The sequence below is a fragment of the Streptomyces sp. CB02056 genome (assembly GCF_001905545.1).
In the GTDB taxonomy this organism is placed as follows: Bacteria; Actinomycetota; Actinomycetes; order Streptomycetales; family Streptomycetaceae; genus Kitasatospora.
On sequence record NZ_LIPD01000019.1, the window covers coordinates 88,364 to 109,141 of the forward strand.

General features: G+C 76.2%; 22 protein-coding genes. 9 read left to right on the forward strand and 13 right to left on the reverse strand.

Annotated features, from left to right (window positions below; all coding sequences use genetic code 11):
• The first annotated feature begins 12 nt into the window (after positions 1 to 12).
• The 3 genes from AMK13_RS36000 (at position 13) to AMK13_RS36010 (ending at position 2,447) form a co-directional block, all read left to right on the forward strand.
• Positions 13 to 339: a DUF4326 domain-containing protein gene (locus tag AMK13_RS36000; RefSeq protein ID WP_074005764.1), complete on the forward strand. Its 327-nt coding sequence runs from the start codon at positions 13 to 15 to the stop codon at positions 337 to 339.
• Between the two features lie 104 nt (positions 340 to 443).
• Positions 444 to 1,781: an outer membrane protein assembly factor BamB family protein gene (locus AMK13_RS36005; protein WP_074005765.1), complete on the forward strand. Its 1,338-nt coding sequence runs from the start codon at positions 444 to 446 to the stop codon at positions 1,779 to 1,781.
• A gap of 30 nt (positions 1,782 to 1,811) precedes the next feature.
• On the forward strand, positions 1,812 to 2,447 hold the full coding sequence (locus tag AMK13_RS36010; RefSeq protein ID WP_074005766.1) for a uridine kinase: 636 nt from the start codon (positions 1,812 to 1,814) through the stop codon (positions 2,445 to 2,447).
• On the opposite strand, the gene AMK13_RS36015 is transcribed toward AMK13_RS36010, so the two are convergent.
• Together AMK13_RS36015 and AMK13_RS36020 are read right to left on the reverse strand one after the other, a co-directional pair.
• Positions 2,395 to 3,243: a DNA-formamidopyrimidine glycosylase family protein gene (locus AMK13_RS36015; protein ID WP_049659204.1), complete on the reverse strand. Its 849-nt coding sequence runs from the start codon at positions 3,241 to 3,243 to the stop codon at positions 2,395 to 2,397. The genes AMK13_RS36010 and AMK13_RS36015 overlap by 53 nt on opposite strands.
• Before the next feature lie 52 nt (positions 3,244 to 3,295).
• Complete coding sequence (locus AMK13_RS36020) at positions 3,296 to 3,757, reverse strand: universal stress protein (protein WP_049659205.1); 462 nt, start codon at positions 3,755 to 3,757, stop codon at positions 3,296 to 3,298.
• Positions 3,758 to 3,905: 148 nt separating this feature from the next.
• Here AMK13_RS36020 and AMK13_RS36025 point away from each other — a divergent pair, with 148 nt between their 5' ends.
• On the forward strand, positions 3,906 to 4,289 hold the full coding sequence (locus AMK13_RS36025) for a hypothetical protein (protein ID WP_074005767.1): 384 nt from the start codon (positions 3,906 to 3,908) through the stop codon (positions 4,287 to 4,289).
• Positions 4,290 to 4,302: 13 nt separating this feature from the next.
• On the opposite strand, the gene AMK13_RS36030 is transcribed toward AMK13_RS36025, so the two are convergent.
• The 3 genes from AMK13_RS36030 to AMK13_RS36040 form a co-directional block, all read right to left on the reverse strand.
• Positions 4,303 to 5,301, reverse strand: coding sequence for a zinc metalloprotease (locus AMK13_RS36030; protein ID WP_074005768.1), 999 nt, complete (start codon positions 5,299 to 5,301; stop codon positions 4,303 to 4,305).
• Positions 5,302 to 5,394: 93 nt separating this feature from the next.
• On the reverse strand, positions 5,395 to 6,090 hold the full coding sequence (locus tag AMK13_RS36035) for an AAA family ATPase (RefSeq protein WP_380719430.1): 696 nt from the start codon (positions 6,088 to 6,090) through the stop codon (positions 5,395 to 5,397).
• A 135-nt stretch (positions 6,091 to 6,225) separates the two neighbouring features.
• Positions 6,226 to 7,152, reverse strand: coding sequence for an LLM class F420-dependent oxidoreductase (locus AMK13_RS36040; RefSeq protein WP_074005807.1), 927 nt, complete (start codon positions 7,150 to 7,152; stop codon positions 6,226 to 6,228).
• Positions 7,153 to 7,316: 164 nt separating this feature from the next.
• Between AMK13_RS36040 and AMK13_RS36045 the strand changes: the two genes are divergently transcribed.
• A complete protein-coding gene (locus AMK13_RS36045) occupies positions 7,317 to 7,670 on the forward strand; it encodes a DUF6401 family natural product biosynthesis protein (RefSeq protein ID WP_049659067.1) in 354 nt (117 codons plus the stop codon).
• A gap of 38 nt (positions 7,671 to 7,708) precedes the next feature.
• Here the strand turns inward: AMK13_RS36045 and AMK13_RS36050 are convergent, their stop codons facing one another.
• Positions 7,709 to 8,515, reverse strand: coding sequence for a mechanosensitive ion channel family protein (locus tag AMK13_RS36050; protein WP_049659068.1), 807 nt, complete (start codon positions 8,513 to 8,515; stop codon positions 7,709 to 7,711).
• A gap of 201 nt (positions 8,516 to 8,716) precedes the next feature.
• On the opposite strand from AMK13_RS36050, the gene AMK13_RS36055 reads away from it, so the two are divergent.
• Positions 8,717 to 9,481: an alpha/beta hydrolase gene (locus tag AMK13_RS36055; RefSeq protein ID WP_198959500.1), complete on the forward strand. Its 765-nt coding sequence runs from the start codon at positions 8,717 to 8,719 to the stop codon at positions 9,479 to 9,481.
• Between the two features lie 28 nt (positions 9,482 to 9,509).
• On the opposite strand, the gene AMK13_RS36060 is transcribed toward AMK13_RS36055, so the two are convergent.
• Together AMK13_RS36060 and AMK13_RS36065 are read right to left on the reverse strand one after the other, a co-directional pair.
• Positions 9,510 to 11,885: an ABC transporter permease gene (locus AMK13_RS36060; RefSeq protein WP_074005771.1), complete on the reverse strand. Its 2,376-nt coding sequence runs from the start codon at positions 11,883 to 11,885 to the stop codon at positions 9,510 to 9,512.
• On the reverse strand, positions 11,885 to 12,682 hold the full coding sequence (locus tag AMK13_RS36065; RefSeq protein WP_074005772.1) for an ABC transporter ATP-binding protein: 798 nt from the start codon (positions 12,680 to 12,682) through the stop codon (positions 11,885 to 11,887). The genes AMK13_RS36060 and AMK13_RS36065 overlap by 1 nt, the downstream gene beginning before the upstream one ends.
• A gap of 109 nt (positions 12,683 to 12,791) precedes the next feature.
• On the opposite strand from AMK13_RS36065, the gene AMK13_RS36070 reads away from it, so the two are divergent.
• Together AMK13_RS36070 and AMK13_RS36075 are read left to right on the forward strand one after the other, a co-directional pair.
• On the forward strand, positions 12,792 to 14,012 hold the full coding sequence (locus AMK13_RS36070) for a sensor histidine kinase (RefSeq protein WP_074005773.1): 1,221 nt from the start codon (positions 12,792 to 12,794) through the stop codon (positions 14,010 to 14,012).
• On the forward strand, positions 13,997 to 14,644 hold the full coding sequence (locus AMK13_RS36075) for a response regulator (RefSeq protein ID WP_074005774.1): 648 nt from the start codon (positions 13,997 to 13,999) through the stop codon (positions 14,642 to 14,644). The genes AMK13_RS36070 and AMK13_RS36075 overlap by 16 nt, the downstream gene beginning before the upstream one ends.
• 23 nt (positions 14,645 to 14,667) lie before the next feature.
• Here the strand turns inward: AMK13_RS36075 and AMK13_RS43845 are convergent, their stop codons facing one another.
• The 4 genes from AMK13_RS43845 to AMK13_RS36095 all read right to left on the reverse strand — a co-directional run bounded on the left by AMK13_RS43845 (position 14,668) and on the right by AMK13_RS36095 (position 17,948).
• Entirely contained in the window at positions 14,668 to 15,144 is a 477-nt protein-coding gene (locus tag AMK13_RS43845) for a hypothetical protein (protein WP_079272822.1), read from the reverse strand.
• The gene (locus tag AMK13_RS46180; protein WP_079272823.1) at positions 15,141 to 15,938 is read right to left on the reverse strand and encodes a class I SAM-dependent methyltransferase; all 798 of its coding nucleotides are present in this window, start codon (positions 15,936 to 15,938) and stop codon (positions 15,141 to 15,143) included. Before AMK13_RS46180 ends, AMK13_RS43845 begins: the two co-directional genes overlap by 4 nt.
• Positions 15,935 to 16,714 (reverse strand): DUF2071 domain-containing protein, encoded by a 780-nt coding sequence (locus tag AMK13_RS36090; protein WP_198959501.1) that lies wholly within the window; start codon positions 16,712 to 16,714, stop codon positions 15,935 to 15,937. The genes AMK13_RS46180 and AMK13_RS36090 overlap by 4 nt, the downstream gene beginning before the upstream one ends.
• A gap of 238 nt (positions 16,715 to 16,952) precedes the next feature.
• Positions 16,953 to 17,948, reverse strand: coding sequence for a winged helix-turn-helix domain-containing protein (locus AMK13_RS36095; RefSeq protein WP_143204714.1), 996 nt, complete (start codon positions 17,946 to 17,948; stop codon positions 16,953 to 16,955).
• A gap of 339 nt (positions 17,949 to 18,287) precedes the next feature.
• On the opposite strand from AMK13_RS36095, the gene AMK13_RS36100 reads away from it, so the two are divergent.
• Positions 18,288 to 18,968 (forward strand): hypothetical protein, encoded by a 681-nt coding sequence (locus AMK13_RS36100; RefSeq protein WP_074005775.1) that lies wholly within the window; start codon positions 18,288 to 18,290, stop codon positions 18,966 to 18,968.
• Here AMK13_RS36100 and uppS read toward each other — a convergent pair.
• A complete protein-coding gene (uppS, locus tag AMK13_RS36105; protein ID WP_074005776.1) occupies positions 18,913 to 20,670 on the reverse strand; it encodes a polyprenyl diphosphate synthase in 1,758 nt (585 codons plus the stop codon). The two genes, AMK13_RS36100 and uppS, sit on opposite strands and share 56 nt — an antisense overlap.
• Between the last annotated feature and the right edge of the window lie 108 nt (positions 20,671 to 20,778).

Below are 20,778 nucleotides of genomic sequence, written 5' to 3' on the forward strand. Positions count from 1 at the left end.
AGCATGGACGGCATGCCGAGCGAACCCCGCCGCACCACCGTGGTCAACCTCAAGGGCCACCGCGACGACCCCGGGTACCGCGACGTCGTCTACGTCGGCCGCGCCATGCACCGCGGCGGCTGGCACCTCGCCGAGTCCCCGCTGCACTGCCCGTACCGCCCAGGCCCGGACCTCACCCGCGAGGAGATGGTCGCCAAGTACCGCGCCCACCTGCTCGCCCACCCCGACCTGCTCGCCCTCGTCCCGCCCCTGCGCGGCCACCGCCTCGGCTGCTGGTGCGCCCCGCTCCCCTGCCACGCCGACGTCCTCGCCGACCTCGCCGACCACCCGCCTGCGTGATCCGCTTTCCCCACCTCTTCCACCATTTCGTATGCATAGCTGACTGTTCGATATTCTCCGGGCGGGTGGCGGCGTGGGGCCGCCGGTGGGGAAGCGAGAGCCGTATGCAGTCGTCGTCCGGGGGTCCCGCGAGCGGGACGGCGTGGCAGTGGGACGAGGAGACGGACGGCGGCGGGGCCCCCGAGGACGTGATCGCGGGCGGCGGGGAGCGCGCGCGGCCGAGCCGGCGCCGGCTGCTGCTCGGGGCCGGGGTGCTCGCGGCGGGCGGGGCCGCCTGGGCGTTCGGCCGTTCGGGTGTCGGCGGGGCCTTCCCCTCGCCCGGGCCGACCGGGCCGGTCCCGACCGCGCTGTCCGGGCCGACGCCGCTCTGGACGTACCGCGGCCCGGAGGCGATGACCCCGGAACGCCTCACCGACCCGCCGAGCCACCCGGTCTACCTCTCCAGGAACGGCCTGCAGGTCCTCGACCACGAGAAGGGCACCGCCGCCCGGCTGCTGGTCTTCGACCCGCCGGCCGCCCGCAGCTGGCCCATCGACGGCGACGTGCTCGGCAAGGTGGTGGTCGGGCCCGACCACCTCTTCACGATCTACGAGGGCCACCTCGACGCCCGGCACTTCACCGACCCGGCCGGCGACTGGAGCCTGCCGCTGCCCGACGAGCTCCAGGGGCAGGTCCGCCTCGCCGGCTACGACCGCCAGGCCCCGGGCATCCTCTACGGCTACGCCTGGGGCCGACCGCGGTCCGACGGCACCCGCACGGAGAACCGCCTGTTCGCGCTGCGGGTCACCGACCGCTCCCTGCTCTGGTCCGTCCGCACCGAGCAGACGGAGCAGCCGGTCACGCCCGCCACCCACATCGGAGGCGGCCTCCTCGCCTGCCTCCGCTTCCTCGGCGGCCGCGCCGAGGTGGTGGCCCGGGACGCCGCCACCGGCCGCGAGCTGTGGACCGCCCCCGGTGAGGAGGACCTGCGCTGGTGCGTGGCCGGCTCGGGGGGCTTCTTCGTCCCGGACGGCAACGGCGGCGTGCGCAGGCTGCTTCCCGCCGGCGAGCCGGGCTGGACCTACGTGCCCCACCGGGGCGAGTCCTGGCGGGCGCTCCCGCCCCTCGAACACAGCGGCCGGGTGTACGTCCCGTGGGACCAGGGTGTCGTCAGCTGCCTCGACCTGTCCTCCGGCGCGGAGCTCTGGTCCTGCCGGCTGCCGTTCCCGCTGGACCGCCGCAGCCGACCGCTGGTCGCCAGGGACACGCTGTTCGTCCCGGGTACGGCGGCCGGCGGGGTCAGCGCGATCCACCCCGCGACCGGCGAGCTGGGGTGGACCTTCCACGACTCCGGTCCGGGGAAGGACGTCTGGACCCTCGCCACCGACGCGGCCCACCAGTTCGACGGCACCCGCCTCTACGCGGGCCACGACGACGTCCTGCACGCCCTCCCCCTGAGCTGAGCGCCCCCTACGACACGGCAGGACGGCCCGATGCAGGTACGCCCGATCTCCCCCGACAACCTGGCCGAGCTGCTCGCCGACCGCATCGCCGCCCTGCCCGACGCCCGCGGCCGGCGCCTGCGGGTGGCCGTGGACGGTGCGCCGGCCGCCCGCCCCGGGGCGCTCGCCGACGCGCTGGTGGAGCCGCTGCGGCTGCGCGGCCACCCGACGCTGCGGGTCTCGGCCGACGGCTTCCTGCGCCCGGCCTCGATCCGGCTGGAGTACGGCCACCAGGACGCGGACGCCTTCCACGACCTCTGGCTGGACGACGGCGCCCTGGCCCGCGAGGTGCTCGACCCGCTGGAGCCGGGCGGCAGCGGCCGCGTCCTGCCCTCCCTGCGCGACCCGGCCACCGACCGGTCGACCCGCGCCCCGTACACCGAACTCCCGCCCGGCGGCGTGCTGTTGCTGGACGGGGCGCTGCTGCTCGGCCGCTGGCTGCCGCTGGAGCTGACCGTCCACCTGGCGCTCGGCCCGGCCGCGCTGGCCCGCCGCACCCCGGCCGACCAGCAGTGGACGCTGCCCGCCTTCGCCCGCTACGAGGCGGAGACCGGGCCCGCCGCGACGGCCGACGTCACCGTCCGGGTGGACGACCCGCGCCACCCCGCGCTGGTCGAGCGGCCGTGACCTCCGGGGCCGGGCCGCGCTGGCAGTACGGGCACCAGAACACCGTCCGGTCGCGCGGCGGCGAGCCCTGGCGCCCGGTGACGACGGGGGTGACGCAGCGCGGGCAGGGCCGTCCGGCCCGGCCGTAGACCCAGTGCTGGTAGCCGGGCCGGGTGTCGCCGGTGGTGATGTGGCCGGGGCGCAGCTTGTTGGCCTCCAGCATCTGCCGGGCGCGCTCCACCAGCCGGTCGGGGTGCGGGAGTTCGCCGACCTCGGTCCACGGCGTCACGCCCGCGACGAAGCACAGCTCGTTCGCGTAGACGTTGCCGATCCCGGCGAGGTTGCGCTGGTCGAGCAGGGCCTCGACGACCGGGCGCCCCGGGCGGGCGAGCAGCCGGCGGACCGCCTCGACCGGGTCCCAGTCGGAGCCGAGCAGGTCGGGGCCGAGATGGCCGACGATCCGCCGTTCGTCGGCGGTGCGCAGCAGTTCCACGACGGGCAGCCGGTAGCCGACGGCGGTGCCCCGGTCGGTGCCGAGGACGGCGCGGATCTGCCACTCCGGGCCGCCGGTCCACCGCTCGCCGGGGCGGTAGACCACCCAGCGGCCGTCCATCCTCAAGTGGGTGTGCAAGGTGAGGCCGCCTTCGAAGCGGGCGAGCAGGTGCTTGCCGCGCGGGGCGACCTCCAGCACCCGGCGGCCGGTGAGGTCGGCGGTGGCGTGCGCGGGCACCCGCAGGTCGGCGCTGGTCAGCGGCTGTCCGGCGAGGGCCTCGTGCAAGTGGGCCGCCACGCGGTAGACGGAGTCACCTTCTGGCATGCCTCCATTCTGGTCCGCGCGGCGGCCCGCCGGGGCACCGCCCCCGGGTGCGCTACTCCGACTGCTCGGCGGCGCCGTGGGCCTCGCGCACCACGACCACCGGGCAGGGCGCGTGCTCGGTGAGGTGGCGGCTGACCGAACCGAGCAGCACGCCGGAGAAGCCGCCCAGGCCGCGGCTGCCGACGACGAGCAGCGCGGCGCCCTTGGCGGCCTCCAGCAGCGCCTGGGCGGCGTTGCCGGGCATCACGCTCTCGGTGATCCGCACGCCGGCGTCGTCGCCGGCCACCTTGGCGACGGTCTCGCTGAGGGTCTTCCCGGCGAGCTCCTCGGGGTTGAAGGCCTCGACGGTCGGCACGCCCGCGCCGGCCCAGCCGTAGAAGGCCGGGTACTCCCAGGCGGCGATCGCGTGGACCGTCCCGCCGACGGCCCGCGCGTAGTCGATCGCCCAGCGCAGCGCCTGCTCCGAGGCGGGCGAGCCGTCCACGCCGACGACGATCCGGGGATTGGCACTCATGCCCTTGCTCCTTCGGTTGCTCCTGATCGGTCCCGACCCTCCGAACATAGATCAAATCGGACAAACGGTCGGTATCTGCCACGCCGGAAGCGGCCCGCCGCATTCAATTCCAGTGCGCGCGGCCCGCGACGCCTGCAAGGATCCCCGGATGCCGCACAAGCCCCGCCGCCGCACCGGCGGCTTCGCCGAGGTCCTGGCCGCCCTGCCGCCGAAGGAGGAGCACGAGTACTGGAACCTCGACGACCCGCTCGCGTCGGGCGGCTTCGTGGACGCCGGGGGGCGCTACTGGCGGCTGGCCCGCGGCCCGGTGGACCGGCGGCTGGCGAAGCGGCTGGCGGCCGACGCGGACGAGATGACGCTGGGCTTGTGGGGCCGGCTGCACGAGGCCTCCCCGGGCGTCTTCGTGCCCGCCCTGCTCACCCCCGAGGAGCGGCCGGCCGCCTGGCTGGACGCCTCCGCCCTGGAGTACCTGGCGTACGAGTTCCGGGCCTCCGGCGACCGGACGCTGCTCTACCTCGTGGTGCGCTGCTGATCCGCTGTCACCGTCAACTCCGGTAGGCCGCCCAGATGTTGGCCATCCGCTGGACCTGTCCCGGGGTGAACCCGGTCATGCAGGAGTCGTAGCTGTAGTCCATGAAGTTGTGGATCGGGTCGAGCCCCGGGCCGGGGCAGGTGTCCCGGCCCTCGGGGCAGCCGGAGGCGGCGGTGCGTTCGGCCGGGGTGTCCTCCACGTAGTCGCCCGGGGCCCGGCAGCCGTTCTGGAAGGTGTGGAAGAGGCCGAGCCAGTGGCCGATCTCGTGGGTCGCGGTGTCGCCCTCGTCGTAGTGGACGGCGGAGCCGCCCGGCAGGGAGGCGTCGAGCACCACCACGCCGTCGTCGGTCGGGTGCGTCCGGTAGGCGTTCGGGAAGGTCGACCAGCCGAGCAGGGAGTCGCCGAGCCTGGCGGTGTAGAGGTTGAGGGTTCCCTGGTCGCCCTTGCGCAGGGCGGTCTTCATCGCCTGCTCGGCCGAGGAGCCCGGGGTCATGCCGGTGTACCAGGAGGCGTTGTCGCTCCAGTCGGTGCCGACCAGTTCGAAGTGGAACGGGCTCGGGACGTTGCCCTCGCCCTGGCCGCCGTAGCTCTCGTTGAGGTGGTCGATCTGGCCCGCGACGGCGGCCGCGTCCAGCCGCCCCTCGTCGCCGTCGTGGATCACGTGGAAGTAGACCGGGATCGTGGTCGGGGCGGCGGACCGGACCCGGCCGACGCCCAGTTCGGCGAGCCGCTGGGCGAGGTCCGCCTGCATCGCCCGGGCCTGTCGGGGGCTGACCGCGTTCGGGTCCCGGTCCGGCCGGCTGCCGGCCGGCAGCCGCGCCGCGACACCGCCCGCACCGACGACGTCGTCCGGACCGACGCCGTCGTCCGCGCACCGCTCCACCGCCGGAGCGACGGCGGCGCGGTGCGCGGCCGGTGCGGCGAACTGGCTCAGACCGGCCGCGGCGACCAGCGCGGCGGCGCAGGGGAACAGGCGTGGGGCACGCGAGCGCACCCGGGCAGTACGGCGCATCAGCGCTCCTGACAGGGGAGTTGACGGGGTGTCGGCCGCGCCCGTGGCCTGCTCCGGCCGGACCCGCCGGCGCCCGGCGCGGACCCGCCGAGACTACGACGCCGTGAAGTCGATCCCCCGCAGGGCGCGCGCGGCGGCCCGGTCGAGTACCACGGCCGACGCACAGCCGGCCGGCAGCCGTCCGGTCTCCAGGATCCGGCGGCGCAGCCGGGCGACGGCGGCCTGGTGCCGGGCGAAGGCGTAGCGCGAGACGCCGCGCCGGCGCCGCCGCTGCCCGTCCAGCGCCTCGGCCGGGTCGGCGTCGAGCAGCAGCAGGTGCACCCGGCGGCCCTGCCGGGCGGCGGCCCGCACCAGCCAGGCCCGCACCCAGGGCTGGGTGCCGCAGTCGTGCACCGCGAGCGGCCCGCCGTCCAGCACGGCCCGGCGCAACCGCAGGTAGTGGGCGAGCCGGGCCAGCGGGCGGTAGAGCGCGTACGGCAGGCGGCCGGGCAGCCGGGCCGCGTACTCCTCGCGGACCAGCTGGGAGTCGATCAGCGGGGCGCGGACGCAGCGGCGCATCAGGGTGCTCTTGCCGCTGCCGGGCAGGCCGGTGACGACCAGCAGGTCCCCGGCCGGGTAGCGCAGGACCGCCGGCCCGGGCCCGCGCAGCTCGTGCCGGGCGCTCGGGTCGTGCGGCGCGGACGGGTCGGACGGCTCGTAGGACGCGGGCAGGACGACCCGTTCCCCTGCGGTGCGCGGCGGCGGCACCCTCGGCGCCGCCGCCGTCCGCACCGTTCTCGTCCCACTCACCCGGTCTCCCCCCGCCGTTCCCCTTCGAGGAGCATCGCTCATTCCCAAGAACGAGTAAAGGGCGGAGGTCGGAGCGGGTACGGACGACCGCGGCCGGGCCCGGAGCGTGGCGGCGCCGAGGCCCGGCGGCGGGTGTCAGCCCAGCTGCGGGGCGATCCGGGAGGCGATCAGCTCCAGGTGGTCGAGGTCGTCCAGGTCGAGGATCTGGAGGTAGAACCGCTCGCTGCCGACCGCCGCGTACCGGCCGATCCTCTCGACCACCTCGTCCGGGGTGCCGGCCAGGCCGTTCTCCTTCAGCTCGTCGACCTCGCGGCCGATCGCGGCGGCCCGGCGGGCGACCTCGGCGTCGTCGCGGCCGACGCAAGCCACCATGGCGTTGGAGTAGACCAGGTCGTCGGCGGAGCGCCCGGCCGCCTCGACGGCGGCGCGGACCCGGCCGAACAGGGCCGCGGTGTCGTCCACCGAGGCGAACGGCAGGTTGAACTCGTCGGCGAAGCGGGCGGCCAGGGCCGGGGTGCGCTTGGGGCCGAGGCCGCCGACCAGCACCGGGACGTGCTCCTGGGCGGGCTTGGGCAGGGCCGGCGAGTCGGTCAGCGTGTAGTACTCGCCGGCGAAGTCGAAGGTGTCGCCGAGCTTGGTGTTCCACAGCCCGGTGATGATCGCCAGCTGCTCCTCCAGCCGCCCGAACTTCTCCTTCGGGAAGGGGATGCCGTACGCGGTGTGCTCGGCCTCGTACCAGCCGGCGCCGAGGCCGAACTCGACCCGGCCGCCGCTCATCGCGTCCACCTGGGCGACCTGGATCGCGGTGACGCCCGGCAGCCGGAAGGTGGCGGCGGTCATCAGGGTGCCCAGGCGGATGGTGCTGGTGTCGCGGGCGAGGCCGGCCAGGGTGATCCAGGCGTCGGTGGGCCCGGGCAGGCCGTCGACGTCGCCCATCTTCAGGTAGTGGTCGGAGCGGAAGAAGGCGCTGAAGGCCCCGAGCTCCTCGGCGGTGCGGGCGACCTTGAGGAGGGTGTCGTAACTCGCACCCTGCTGGGGTTCGGTGAAGACGCGGAGATCCATGCCGGCCATTCTGGTACGGACCGACCGGTGATCGGCACAGCGCGTCCGCCGCGCCACGGACGGTTTCCGATCCGGCCGGGTGGGGCGGCAGGGGTGGCCAAGGTCTCAGTACGGAACCGTCACGGGCGCCCGTTCCCGCTCGGAGGGTCGCCTACCGTGGACGGATGTTCGCGACCCCCGACGAGTCCTTCCGGCGCTCCCCCGACGAGCCGGCCGGCTGTCCGCTGCCCGGCATCGTGACGGCCTTCACGCCCCGGCTGGCCGAGTTCGCCTTCGAGCCCGGTTTCGTCGCGGCGGTCGACCAGCACGCGGCGATGCTGCGGGAGCTGCTGTACGCGCAGGGGCCGGAGCTCGCGCCCCGGCCCCTGGACCGTGAGGAGTTGTCGGACTACGCGCTGGGTTTCCTGGACGCGCTCGCCGAGATCGGCTGGCGGGAGCCGGTCGGCCACGACTACGCCGTGATCCGGCTCACCGCGATCTGCTGGCTGGTTCGCGAGCAGGGCCTGCTCGGGGTCTGAGCCCCGGCAGGCCCTCCCGGACCGCCCGGTGCGGCGGGCTACCGGTTCTGGTCGCCCTCGATGCCCGGCGCGGGCGGGGTGCCCGGACCGGTCTGGGTGGTCGGCCGGACCGGCTGGTTGGACAGCGCGTCGGAGCGGCCGGCCTGGTAGGCGGTGCCGCGCAGCCGGGCGGTCTCCCGCTCGGCGCCGTCCAGCCACCGCTCCCAGCGCTGGCGCATCGGGATGATCAGGCCGCCGCCGACACCGACCACCAGCACACCGGCGATGGTGGCGAGCGCGGCGATCAGGACCGGCCCGGTGATCGAGGTGGCGATCCCGGCCTGGCCCAGCGCGGCGATCACGCCGAGGCCGACGATGAACGCCCAGACCAGGGTGGAGACCGTCCGGCCGTACGAGGCGCCGGAGAGCGTGCTGCCCACGATGTCGCGCACCGCGTTGGCGATGGCCATCGCGACCACCACGATCACCACGGCGACGATGCCGCGCGGCAGCCAGGCGACGATGCTGTGGATCATCGTGCTGATCGGGTTCGAGCCGAAGACGCCGAACGCCAACTGCAGGGCCATCAGCAGGACGATGTAGTACACGACCTTGCAGATGATGCCGGTCATGTCGTACTTGGAACCCTGCAGGTGGGCGGCCACTCCGGACCGCTCCGCGACCCGTTCGGAGCCGACCCTGCGCAGCACCCGGTCGAGGATCTTGGCGATCGCCTTGGCCACGAACCAGCCGACGACCAGGATCGCCAGGAAGGCGATGAACTGCGGAATGACCTTGGCGATCTTCGACCAGGCCTCGGTGAAGCCCGACCCGAAATCGACGGACAGTGCGAGCTGCTGAGCCACGGAGTCCTCCACTCGGTGACACGGCGCCACGAGCGGGCGCTTCGGCCCCCCACCCTTCGTGGATAGCAGGCGCCCGCCCCGGCCGCGCGCGCCCGGTGTCCGGGATGGTCCCCTCGGGTGAATGCTCCGGCCGTCCGCACGCGTACAGTGGCGGTCCGGGGGGACGGGCCACGGGGCGGGACGGACGGGACGGTGCGGCAAGTGGGCGGTACGGCGGCGGAGCACGCGGTGGACCACCGGGCGCTGCACTGGCGGGTCCGACCGGAAGCGGCCCGGGCCGCCGTCCTGGTCCTGCACGGCGGCGAGGAGCACAACGTCGCCCGGCCCGGGCGCCTCAACCTCCCGCTGCTGCGGATGCACGGCTTCCTGCGCGCGCTCACCAGGGCGACCGCGCGGGACGGGGTGGCCATCGGCACCGTCCGCTACCGCCACCGCGGCTGGAACGGCGAACGGGCCGACGCCGCACGGGACGCGACCGCCGCGCTCGACGAACTCACCGCGCTGCTCGGGCCGGTGCCGACCGTCCTGGTCGGCCACTCGATGGGCGGGCGCGCCGCCCTCCAGGCCGGCGGACACCCCTCCGTCACCGGCCTGGTCGCCCTCGCACCGTGGTGCCCGCCCGAGGACCCGTGCGACCAACTCGCCGGGCGGGACGTCCTCCTGCTGCACGGCGACCGCGACACCGTCACCCCGCCCGCCGAAACCCGCGCCTTCGCCGCCCGCAGCCGCGCCGCGGGCGCCCGGGTCTGCGGCTACACCGTCACCGGCAGCGGCCACGCCATGCTCCAGCGCCTCCCCGACTGGCACCGCGCCACCACCCGCCTCACCACCGCCCTCCTCGGCCTCCACCCCTTCCCCGCCGAAACCGCCTCCGCCCTCGCCCTCCCACCCGCCTCCCGCGAAGCCCTCACCCTCACCCTCCCGCCCCAGCCCCGCCGCGCCCCGGCCCTCCCGGCCAACCCCTGAGGCACCGGGGTCCCGCGGGGCCGGTTCCTCAGGCCCGGCGCAGCACCCGCCAGGTCACCAGGCCGGCGGTCGTCCCCGACAGCAGCAGGCAGGCGAGGACCACGGAGGCCAGCGCCGCCGGGTCCAGGTGGAGCGTGACCGGGGCTCCGGTGCTCTGGGCGAGGCCGGAGGCGAGACCGGCCAGCGGCGGGAGGGTGGCCAGCAGTCCCAGCAGGGTGCCGATCGCGGTCACCACGGCCGCCTCGCCCGCGGCCAGCAGGACCAGTTGGCGCACGGTGCCGCCGGTCGAGCGCAGCACGGCGAGGTCACGGCGCCGGCCGTGGGCGGACAGGGCGGTGCTGTTCGCGGTGGCGATCGCGCTGTAGCCGACGGCCACGGCGATCAGCATGGCTGCCAGGCTGTCGGTCAGCCGGGCGTCGGTGTCGTAGTCGTCCAGGGCGTAACGGACGGCGTCGTGGACGGCCGTGCCCGGGACGACCGCCACCGGATCCGCCTCCGCCGGGACGAACAGGTCGTCGCCCAGCGCGGCCGGGTCGTGGCCGCGGACCAGGCTCCGGGCGAGGACGAAGTCGCCGCGGGCCGGGTCGTCCGGCAGGATCCCGGCGATGAGCAGCGGGACGGTCGCCCCGTCGGCGAAGCGGACCGGGTACCGCTGCCCGGCCGTCACGCCCAGCCAACGCGCCATGGACGTTCCCAGCACCGCCTCGCCGGGCCGGCTCCAGGCCGGGTCGCGGGAGCCGAGGGCGTCGATCACGACGGTCGTCCCGTCGGCGCGGTGGACGAAGGCGCGGGTCGGCAGGGCGGCCTTGCCGACCGGGTGGGCGTCGGCCGCCTCGTCGGTGAGGCCCGGGGTGCCGTCGTTGGTGACGATCGCCTGGCCGGAGAGCCGCAGCGCCTGGCCGGCCGGGTAGGCCGCCCGCATCGTCTCCACCGCGCCGCTGAGCAGCACGGCGAAGCCGACCGCCGCGATCACCGGTGCCGCCGCCGCGGCGGCGCGGGACGCGCCCGCCGTCAGCCCGGCCCGCAGCAGCAGCGGGCCGGCCGTACCGAGCCGTCGCAGTGGTGCGGTCACCACCCGGCCCACCGGGCCGACCAGGACCGGGGCGAGCAGGGCGGCGGCCGCGATCAGCAGCATGGTGGCGGTGATCGCCAGGCTGATCCGGCGGTCCGCGGCGGCGGTCGCGGTGAGCACCGCGCAGCCGGTGCCGAGGCCGAGCACCACCACGCCGCAGATCAGCCGGGTGCGGCCCAACTGCCCTTCCCCCGTGCGGCTTTCGCGCAGTGCCTGCAGTGGCGCCACCCGGGCGGCGGGGCGGCTCGCCGCCCAGGCTCCGAGCACGCTGACGCCGACGCCGGTCGCGGCGGCGGTGAGCAGCGGCCAGGCCGTCACCCGCACGGTGAGCCCCGGCGGGGCGACGTCCAGGCGCAGCAGGGCGTCCCGCAGCAGCGGGGCGGCCGCGAGCCCGGCGAGGCAGCCCGCCGCCGAGCCGAGCAGGCCGACCAGCGCGGCCTCGCCGAGCACCATCCGGCGCAGTTGGCCCGGGGTGGCGCCGAGGACGCGCAGCAGGCCGAGTTCGCGCCGCCGCAGGCCGGTGGCGAGGACGAGCATCGAGGCGACCACGAAGCCGGTGGTGAACAGGCCGAGGGTGGCCAGCGCGGCGATCACCTGGGTGCCGAGGAAGCGCCGGTGCTCGACGTGGCGGGGCTGGAGCGCGGCGCGGCCCTCGCCGGTGACCACGGCCGCCCGGTCGCCGACGGCCGTACGGGCGGCCGCGGCCAGGCGGGCGGGCGGGGTGCCGGGGGCGGGGAGCAGGGCGATCGTCCGGACGCCCGGGTCGCGCTGCGCGGCGGCGGCGTCGCTGAGGTAGTACCCGGGGCCGTCCACCGTGCCGACGACGGTGAACTCGGTACGCCCGGCGGTGAGGTTGACGGTCAGCCGGGCGCCGGCCGGGACGCCGAGGGACCGGTCGACCACCACCTCGTCGGCGGCCTCCGGCCCCCGGCCCGTGAGCAGCCGGTAGGGGGCCAGCCGCGCCGAGGACCAGCCGTGGCCCGCCTCGGCCGCGCCCTCGTCGGGGACCGGCCGACCGTCCCGGACGGCCTGGGCGTAGAAGGCGCGGTCCACCACGGCGGCCGCCACGCCGGGCGCCGCGCGCAGCCGGTCGGTCAGGGCCCCCGCCTCGGCGGCGTTCCACGGGACGCGGTCCTCGGCACTGCCGCCGCGGCCGGTGGCCTGCGGCGGGAGCACCAGGGCGGTGGCGGCGGAGAGGCGGGGCTGGACGGCGGGCCGGGCGGACTCGTGGACGGTCAGCGTGGCGGTGATCAGCCCGACGCCGACCAGCACGGCGAGCCAGCACGCGAGGTGACTCGACCAGCGCTCACGGACGTTGGCGACGATCAGCATCACGCCTCCAGCCGGGCCATGCGGGCCGCGACGGCGGCGGCGGCGCGGGCGTGGTCGCCGTCGAGGTCCAGCCGGTCGGCGATCCGGCCGTCCTGGAGGAAGACCACGGTGTCGGCGACGGCGGCGGCTGCCGGGTCGTGGGTGACCATGACCGTGGTCTGTGCCTGCTCGTCCACCAACCGCCGCAGCAGGCGCAGGACTTCGCCGGAGGTCCGGGTGTCCAGGGCGCCGGTGGGCTCGTCGGCGAAGAGCACGTCGGGGCGGGTGACCAGGGCGCGGGCCAGGGCGACGCGCTGCTGCTGGCCTCCGGAGAGCCGGCTCGGCCGGTGCCCGGCGCGCTCGGCCAGCCCGACGGCGCGCAGCGCGGCGGCCACCTCCTCGCGGCCGACGGTCCCGCCCTTCCGGCGGCCCGCGAAGCGCGCGGGCAGTTCGACGTTCTGGGCGGCGGTCAGCGACTCGACCAGGTTGTACGCCTGGAACACGAAGCCGATCCGCTCGCGCCGCAGTTCGGTGCGGCGGCGCTCGCTCTGGGCGCCGAGGTCGAGGCCGGCCAGCAGCACCCGGCCGCCGGTGGGCCGGTCCAGTCCGGCGGCGCACTGGAGCAGCGTGGACTTCCCGGAGCCGGAGGGCCCCATGATCGCGGTCAGGGTGCCGCGCGGAAAGCCGAGCGTGACCCGGTCGAGCGCGGTCACCGCCCCTTCGCCGCTGCCGTGCACCTTGCGGACGTCGTGCAGCTCCACCACGCCGTGCGGTTCGGCGGCGCCCCGCTCCGCCCTGGGTTCCCGATGGTTCGTCATGCCGAGGATTCCAGCGGACCCGCGGACCGGGGGCACTGATCCGGGCACCACCGGGAAGGTAGTGCCTGCACTACCCCGCCCGACGGACCACCCCACTATCGTTCTTCGCATGCGTCCGAGAACGGCATGGCAGGCGATGGCCCAACGGCCGTTGAGCTTCCTCGGCTCCGCGTGGCCGTGGCGTTCGCTGGCGTACCTGGCCAGCGGGGTGCTGGTGGGGGCCGCGGCGCTGGTGGTGCTGGCCGCCGGCCTGGTGGCGGGGGCGGTGCTGCTGGTGGTGCTGGTCGGGGTGGCGCCGCTGGTCGGGGTGGTGCTGTCGGCGGTGGCGGTCGCGGCCGTCGAGCGGTGGCGGCTGCGGCTGGTGGACCTGGACCCGGCCGAGGACCCGCACCGGGCGCCGGACGCCCCGGGGCCGCGCGCCTGGGCGGCCACCCGGCTGACCGAACCGGTGACCTGGCGCGAACTGGGCTTCACCCTGCTCTCGGCCGCCGCGCTGTGGTGGCTGGACCTGCTGGTGCTGCTCTTCTCCTTCGGGGTGCCGGCGCTCTGCTTCTCGTCGCTCGACGGCGCCACCTGGCCGTGGTCGGTCTTCGGGGCCCTCGTGCTGCTCGCCTCGCCGTACACGGTGACCTCCTGGGCGGGCGCCCGCGCGGCCCTCGCCCGCACCCTGCTCGCCCCGCGCGACGCGGAGTTGGGCGCGCGGCTGCGGGAGGTGAAGGCCTCCCGGGCGCGACTGGTGGACGCCTTCGACGCCGAGCGGCAGCGGATCGAGCGGGACCTGCACGACGGCGCGCAGCAGCAGCTGGTCTCGCTGGGGATGACCCTCGGGCTGATGCACCTGGACGTCCCGCCGGGCTCGCCGCTCGGCCCGCAGCTGGCCCGGGCGCAGGAGCAACTCGGCACCGCGCACGAGGAGTTGCGCCGGATCGTACGCGGCCTCAACCCTCCGGTGCTGGCCGACCACGGGCTGGCCGCCGCCGTCCGGGAGCAGGCCGGACGGTTCCCGATCCCGGTCACCGTCGACCTGGACCTGCCCGTCCGGCTGCCCCGGCAGCTGGAGACCGGCGTCTACTACCTGATCAGCGAGGCGATGACCAACATCGCCCGCCACAGCGGCGCCGGCCGCGCCCGGGTCTCCGGCCGCTACCACGCGGACCTGCTCGTCCTGGAGATCGCCGACGACGGCCGCGGCGGCGCGGACCCGGCGCTCGGCAGCGGGCTGACCGGGCTCGCCGACCGCCTCACCGCCGTCGACGGCCGGATGCGGGTGTCCAGCCCGGCCGGCGGCCCGACCCTGCTCCACGTGGAGATACCGTGCCGCTTCGGGTGATCGTCGCCGAGGACGCCGTCCTGCTCCGCGAGGGACTGATCGGCCTGCTGCACCGCTTCGGGCACCACGTCCTCGCCGCCGTCGGCGACGCGGACGCCCTGGCCGCCGCCGTGCGCACGCAGCGGCCCGACCTCGTGGTCACGGACGTCCGGATGCCCCCGGACCACCGCGACGACGGCCTGCGCGCCGCCGTCCGGCTGCGCCGGGAGTACCCCGGGCTGCCGGTGGTGGTGCTCAGCCAGTACGTCGAACAGTCCTACGCGACACGGCTGTTGGACTCGGACGGCGGACGGGCGGTCGGCTACCTCCTGAAGGAGCGGGTGGGCGCGGTGGCCGACTTCATGGCCGGCCTGGAACGGGTGGCCGGCGGCGGGACGGTGGTGGACCGGGAGGTGGTCCAGCAGCTGGTCCGGCTGCGGCACGACCCGCTGGAGCGCCTCAGCGCCCGCGAGCGCGAGGTGCTGGCGCTGATGGCCCAGGGCCGCTCCAACGCCACGCTCGCGGCTGAACTCTTCATCAGCGACGCGGCGGTGAACAAGCACATCGGCAACATCTTCGCCAAGCTGGACCTGCCGGTGGACGTGGACGGCCACCGGCGGGTCCTGGCGGTGCTGCGCTACCTGGGGGCGTGAGGGCCGCAGAAGCGGGTCGGTTCCTAGACCGTGTGCCAGAGGGCGGCCGCGAAGACCGCCGTCACCCAGGTCCACAGGACGGAGAGGCCGAGGTGCGCGACCGTGCGCAGGCGGTCGCCGCGCCACAGGCGGGGCGAGAAGTAGGCGAACTCGAAGAGCCAGCGCAGGCCCCAGAAGAGGGTCTGGCCGGCCAGCAGGGCGGTGCCGAGCCGGCCGCCGGCGAGCAGGTCGGGGGCCAGGCAGAGCGGGAGCAGGCCGAGCAGCGCGCAGGCGAGGCCGATGAAGAAGAGGTGGGCGTAGGAGACCTGGCGGGTCAGCAGGGTGGTGCCGGCGAGGTCGGCGGGCCAGCCGATGGCGCGGGGCAGGACGGCGTGGACCAGGCCAGCGGTCACGAGGGCGGCGCCGACCAGGCGCAACTGGGCCTCGAGGGTGAGGAGTCCGGGCGTACCGGTCAGTTCGGCCAGTACGGTCAGCTCGGTCAGTCCGGTCGGCCCGGTCATGAGGCGGGCTTCCGGAGGGCGAAGGCGGTGACCAGGCCGGCGATCCGGCGTTCGGCGGCCGGGCGCAGGCCCGCCTCGGCGGCGTGCCGGAGCCAGGTGGCCCGGGGCAGGAAGTGCCAGGCGCCGGGGCCGTAGACGGCGGTGTTGGCGGCGTCCCGCAGGTGCTCGACCAGCAGCAGGGTGCCGCCGGGGCGCAGGGTGCGGGCGGCCTCGGCGAACAGGGCGGTGCGGTCGGCGGGGCGGCGCAGCTCGTGGGCGGCGAAGACGGCGAACACGGTGTCCAGGGTGCCCGTCGCGGCGGGCAGGGCGTCCGGCCGGGACGGGATGCCGCCGGGGGCGGGCGGGGCGTGGCGGCGGGCGCGGCGGATCGAGCCGCTGGAGGTCAGCGCCGGGTCGTACAGGTCGGCGAGCCGTCCGCGGGCCCCGGGGTGGCGGGCGGCGAGCGGGCGGCCGGCCTCGTCCAGGCCGGTGCTGATCACCAGGTGGTCGCCGGGGCCGTCGGGCAGCAGGGCGGGTAGCCAGTCGTAGCTGTGGAGCCCGGAGCGGTCGTAGACGCACCAGGTGGCGAGGGTGCCGAGGGCGAGGTACCCGGCGGCGGTGGCGGCGGCCGCCCGGGAGAGCGCGGCGGCGGGGCCGGGCAGCCGGCGGGCCAGCACCCCGCCGGCGACGACGGTGAACGCGCCGGCGGCGTACATCGGCCAGTTGTAGCGGACGACCTCGCGCACACCCGACGGGCGGGGGCCGTCCGGGACGGGAGCGGCGACGGGGGCGGCGGGGGCGGCGGGTGCGGTCATCGGGCGGCTCCGGTGAGGGTGCGGCGCTCCCCGGCGTGCCAGCCGTAGTCGAGGCCGGCGACGTGGAAGGCGTTGGCGAGCACCGGCCGGCTGCCGGCCAGCGGGCCGTGGTCGAAGAAGGTGAGCCGGGGCACCTCGACGGCCACCGGGGCGGGTTCCCAGTGGGCGCGGGTGGCCTTGACCACGATCATCGACCGGGTCTGCGGCTCGTACTCGAAGGTGTAGGGCAGCGGGCCGGCGAAGCGGCGCGCGGCGCGGGCGTCCGCGAACGGGCTGCCCGGCGGGAGGGCGGCGGGGGCGCTGCCGAGGTCGGCGCGCACGTGCAGGTCGGCGCGGCCGTCGCCGCTGACCACCTTGAACTCCAGGGTCCCGTCGACCACCCGGGTGCCGATCCGGGCGTGCCGGTAGTGGTAGCGGGAGAAGGCGTTGCCGCCGAGCGCCATCATCCGGCTGTCCGTGTCGGAGCGCAGGATGCGCAGGCCGCGCATGGTGCGGCCGCCGGGGGTCGGGAAGCGGGTGAAGACCCGGTAGCCGGTCAGGATGAAGTCCCGGCCGAGGCGGGCGGGCAGGGCGGCCGGGCGCAGTGCCCGGGCGTCCACGACGGCGGCGGCCACGAAGCCGTGCTCGGCGCCGTCGGGGTCGGTGTAGGTGTCGAGGGCGAGGCCGGGCGGCACCAGCGGGGCGAGCAGGCGGGGCGGCAGGGCGTAGGTGAGGACGAGCGAGTGCGCGAAGCGGGTGCGCATCGCGAAGGGGTGGCGTTGCAGCAGGTGTCGCACGGTCGACTCCGTGGTCGGGTAGGGGGGTTCGGAGCGTGACGGGGCAGCACGGGACCGCCCTTCGCCGCGGGCCGCGGCGGGGTTTTCTCGCGCGTCCTCATCATGGCGCACGACTTTGAACGTGTTCAACTCGGGGCTTGGAGGGGTGGGCGGGGTACGCGAACGCCCGGGGCCCGCGCTGCGCGAGCGCGGGCCCCGGGCGTGGCGGAGGCGGGGTCAGGGTGTGGCGGAGACGGGGTCAGGCCGGGTCGTCCTCGGGGTCCGGGGCCGGGACGCGGCCGGCCAGCAGGGCGTGGCCGAGCGCGGTGGGGCGGTGGGTGACGGAGCGGCCGGTGCGGTCCTTGGTGGTCAGGCCGGAGTCGGCCAGGACGGTGGCGTGCTCGCTCGCGGAGGCGGTGGAGATGTCGAGATGGCCCGCCAGGTCCTTGGTCGAGCAGGGCCCGTGGGCCGCGATGGCCTCCAGGGCGGCGGCCCTGGTCTGCCCGAGCAGCGCGGTGAGGGTGCGACTGGGGGTCGGCTCGGGCTCGGCGCGCAAGGGACCACCGATCCGGGCGGGGTAGAGGAGCACCGGCTGCTGGGCCGGGTCCTCGAAACGGGCGATGACGGGCCGGCGGGGGCCGAACACGCACGGCTGGAGCAGCAGCCCCCGGCCGTCCAGGCGCACGTCGTGCCGGCATCCGCCGGCCAGCGGGAAGCTCAGCACCGGGCGGCGCCAGGACACCGTCGGGTGCAGCGAGCCGAGCACCCGGTCCGGCTCGGCGATCCGGCGCCGGCGCCCGTGCTCGGTGGTGACGATGGTCTCGATCTGCCGCCGGTACGGGTCGATCGCCCGGGTCTGGTAGTCGGCGGTGACGTTGCCCAGCAGCCTGCGGGCCCGGCGGTCGCCGGCCGCGACGCCCCGGGCGAAGGCGCTCAACTGCCGCTCCCCGCCGACCGAGCGCAGGTGGTCGCGCAGCGGCGCCTCGGGCGCCTGGGCGGTGGCGCTCTCGGTGGCGCCCGGGTCGCGCCGCACCGCGAGGAACTCCGGGATCGCCGTGGGGGTGTAGAGGTCGAAGAGCAGCGCGGTGCGCGGGTTCCAGGAGGCCCGCAGCTGCTCGCGCCAGGCCTGGAAGCGCGGGTCGCGCACCCCGCTGACCAGGGCGTGCACGCTCAGGGAGAGCTCCATCGACATGTCGGGGCGCTCCGCCACCCGGAGCCGCTCCAGGTCGTCCGTACCGAAGAAGATTCGCAGCACGGTCGCGATCGTCGCCCGGATGCGGCACCGCCGCAAGACCGTTCGGCGAGAACCGAATCCATTGCCGGGCGGGCCGCCGTCCGGCGGGCATCGGGCTGTCGGCCGGCCCGGATTCAGGGCTCTCGGGCGGGAGGCCCGAGAGCCGGACCGGACACCCGGCGGGCACCCGGCGGGCGGCCGTCCCGGGGGGCTTCCGCGCCTGGACGAACCACCCCGGCCCGCTCCCCGCTCCCCCCGCACGAGTGGTTTCGTCCCCCGCCTCGGCCCCGGAGACGGTCGGTGGACGGATGATCGCTTCCGGGGCCGTACCGGGCGGCCAGGGAAGGACGGTTCGGGACGATGGGCACGACGCGGCGTTCGCTGCTGGGCGCGGCGCTGGGCGCCCCGCTACTGGGGTGGCTCACCGGGACGGCGGCCGGTGCCGTTGACGGCGGCACCGACCGCACCGGGAGTCTGGGCACGCTCTCCGACGGCTGGGTGGAGGTGCGCTGGACCCCGGAGGCACAGGCCCAGCTGGACCGCTTCCACGCGATGGTGGACGTCGTCGCCCCGGCGCGCATGGTGCTGGACCAACGGGGCCCGGCGGTCCACCTGCCGATCCGCTCCGCCGTGGGCGACCCGTCCCTCGCCAACCCGCCGAAGGCGCACGGCGACGGGGCCCTGGACGGCGGGGTCTCCGTCCGCACCTCCAAGGGCGACTACCGGGTGGTCAACCTGTCCGGCGCGATCAAGGACGGCCTGGGCTCGGGCCGGTGCGAGGTGAGCGGGGCGGAGATGGGGCACCGCTCGGCCTTCCGCTGCGGCCTCACCGAGGGCAAGCTGACGGCCGATCCGGTGCCGGCCGGGAAGCCGATGAAGGTCCGGCTCAGCGGGGTGCCGCTGCGCCCCACCCAGGAGGCGGTGGACGCGTACACCGCCAACTTCGGCGCGCACCCGGTCACCGTGGACACGGTGCTCGCCTACGTCACGGCCCAGGGGACGTACACCCCTCCTCCGGCCGCCCAGGAGCAGAAGGCGTAGCGGGCCGGTCTCGGCGGGGTGTCCGGGACTGGGCGGGCACGCCGCCGCCGAAGCGCCGCTCGCGCACCGCGTACGCCCGGACCGCCCCGCGCAGCCGGGCCAGGTCGTAGTCCGGCCACGGCGTGGGGTCGAACAGCAGCTCGGCGTAGGCGAGCTGCCAGGGCAGGAAGTTGCTGATCCGCTGCTCCCCGGAGGTGCGGATCAGCAGGTCCACGTCCGGGAGGTCCGGGGCGTACAGGTGCCGGGCGAGGTCGGCCGGGCCGATCGCCTCCGGGCTGATCCGGCCCGCCACCGCCTCGGCGGCCAGGCTCCGTGCCGCGGCGGCCAGTTCCTCCCGTCCGCCGTAGTCCACGCAGACCGTCAGGGTCAGCGTGCCGTTGTTCGACGTCAGGCTCTCCACCAGCGCGATGGAGGAGGCGAGCGACTCGTCCACCCGGTCCCGCCGGCCGCACCAGCGGATCCGTACGCCGAGCGCGTGCAGGCCCTCCGCGCTGCGGGTGAGGCCGTCGGCCAGCGAGTCGAACAGCGCGGTCAGTTCCTCGGGCGGGCGGTCCCAGTTCTCGGTGGAGAAGGCGTACAGGCTCAGGTGGCGGATGCCCAGCCGCAGCGCCGCGTTGACCAGGCGCAGCGCGGCCCGCTGCCCGGCCCGGTGGCCGTGCTGCGCGGGCAGCCGACGGGCCTCGGCCCAGCGGCGGTTGCCGTCCATGATCACGGCGACGTGGGCGGGCGCGCCCTCGGGAGGCGCGGGCCGGGCGCGGCGGTGGGGCGTGGTGCCGTCGGAGCTCAGCGGGGTGAGGCCCTCGGTCAGGACGCGTGAGCGCAGCAGGGTCACTTCGTCGTACTGGAGCTGGGCGCCGAGAAGCAGGGTGTGCAGGAACGGGCGGCAGCCGGGGGCGGCGAGCCAGGTGGCGGGCAGGGCCTGCTCCAGCAGGCGGTGCAGGTGCCTCTGCTGGCTCTCGACCAGCTCGTCCAGGGCGGCGCGGCGGTCGGGTCGGCGGTCGGGTCGGCGGTCGTCCTGACTCGTGTCCCGGCCGAAGTCGGCGACGGTCAGGCCGAGTCGGCGCAGGTCGTCCTGCGGCAGGTAGCAGCGGCCGGCCGCGAGGTCGAGCGGGAGGTCCTCCAGGATGTCCGCCAGCTGGCAGGCCTCCCCCAGCGCGGACAGCGCGCCCGCCGCCCGCGGGCCCCGCGCGCCCAGCAGCGGGGCCCACAGCTCGGTGACCGTCCCCGCGACGCCCCGCAGGTGGCGGCGCTGGTCCGCGTGGGTCTCGAAGGCGGGCGGGCGGGCGCCGTCGGCCCGGGTGGCGTCCAGGAACTCCTCGACCAGCGCCCGGTCCAGCTCCCAGCGCCGCACGGTGTCGACGAAGGCCCGGCGCAGCGGGTGGTCGCTGCGGCCGGCCACGAGGTCGGCCAGGGTGTCGGCCCGCCAGCGGGCGAACCGGCGCTCGCGCTCGGCGGGGTCGGCGGCGCCCTGGGTGTCCTCGTCACCGTAGGAGTCGGAGTCGGCAGCGGCGTCGTCGGCGATCCGGTCGGACCGGGAGGCGAAGCCGTTGACGGCGTGGAAGTACGGCCGCACCTCGGGCGGCAGCGTGTCGCTGATCGCCCGCAGCGGGGCCTGGTGGGCGGCCACCTCCCGCTCGCAGAGCCGGTACGACTCCGCCAGCTCCGGCGGACCGCCCACCGCTGCCGCCCCGTTCGCCGCCATGCCCGTTCCCCGCCCCTCTCCGCCACCGCGCACCGTGCACCGCTGTTCGCCGTGCACCGTCTGGTCAACGAGGCGGCGGCGGATCGGTGGCGATCCGGGCGGACCCCG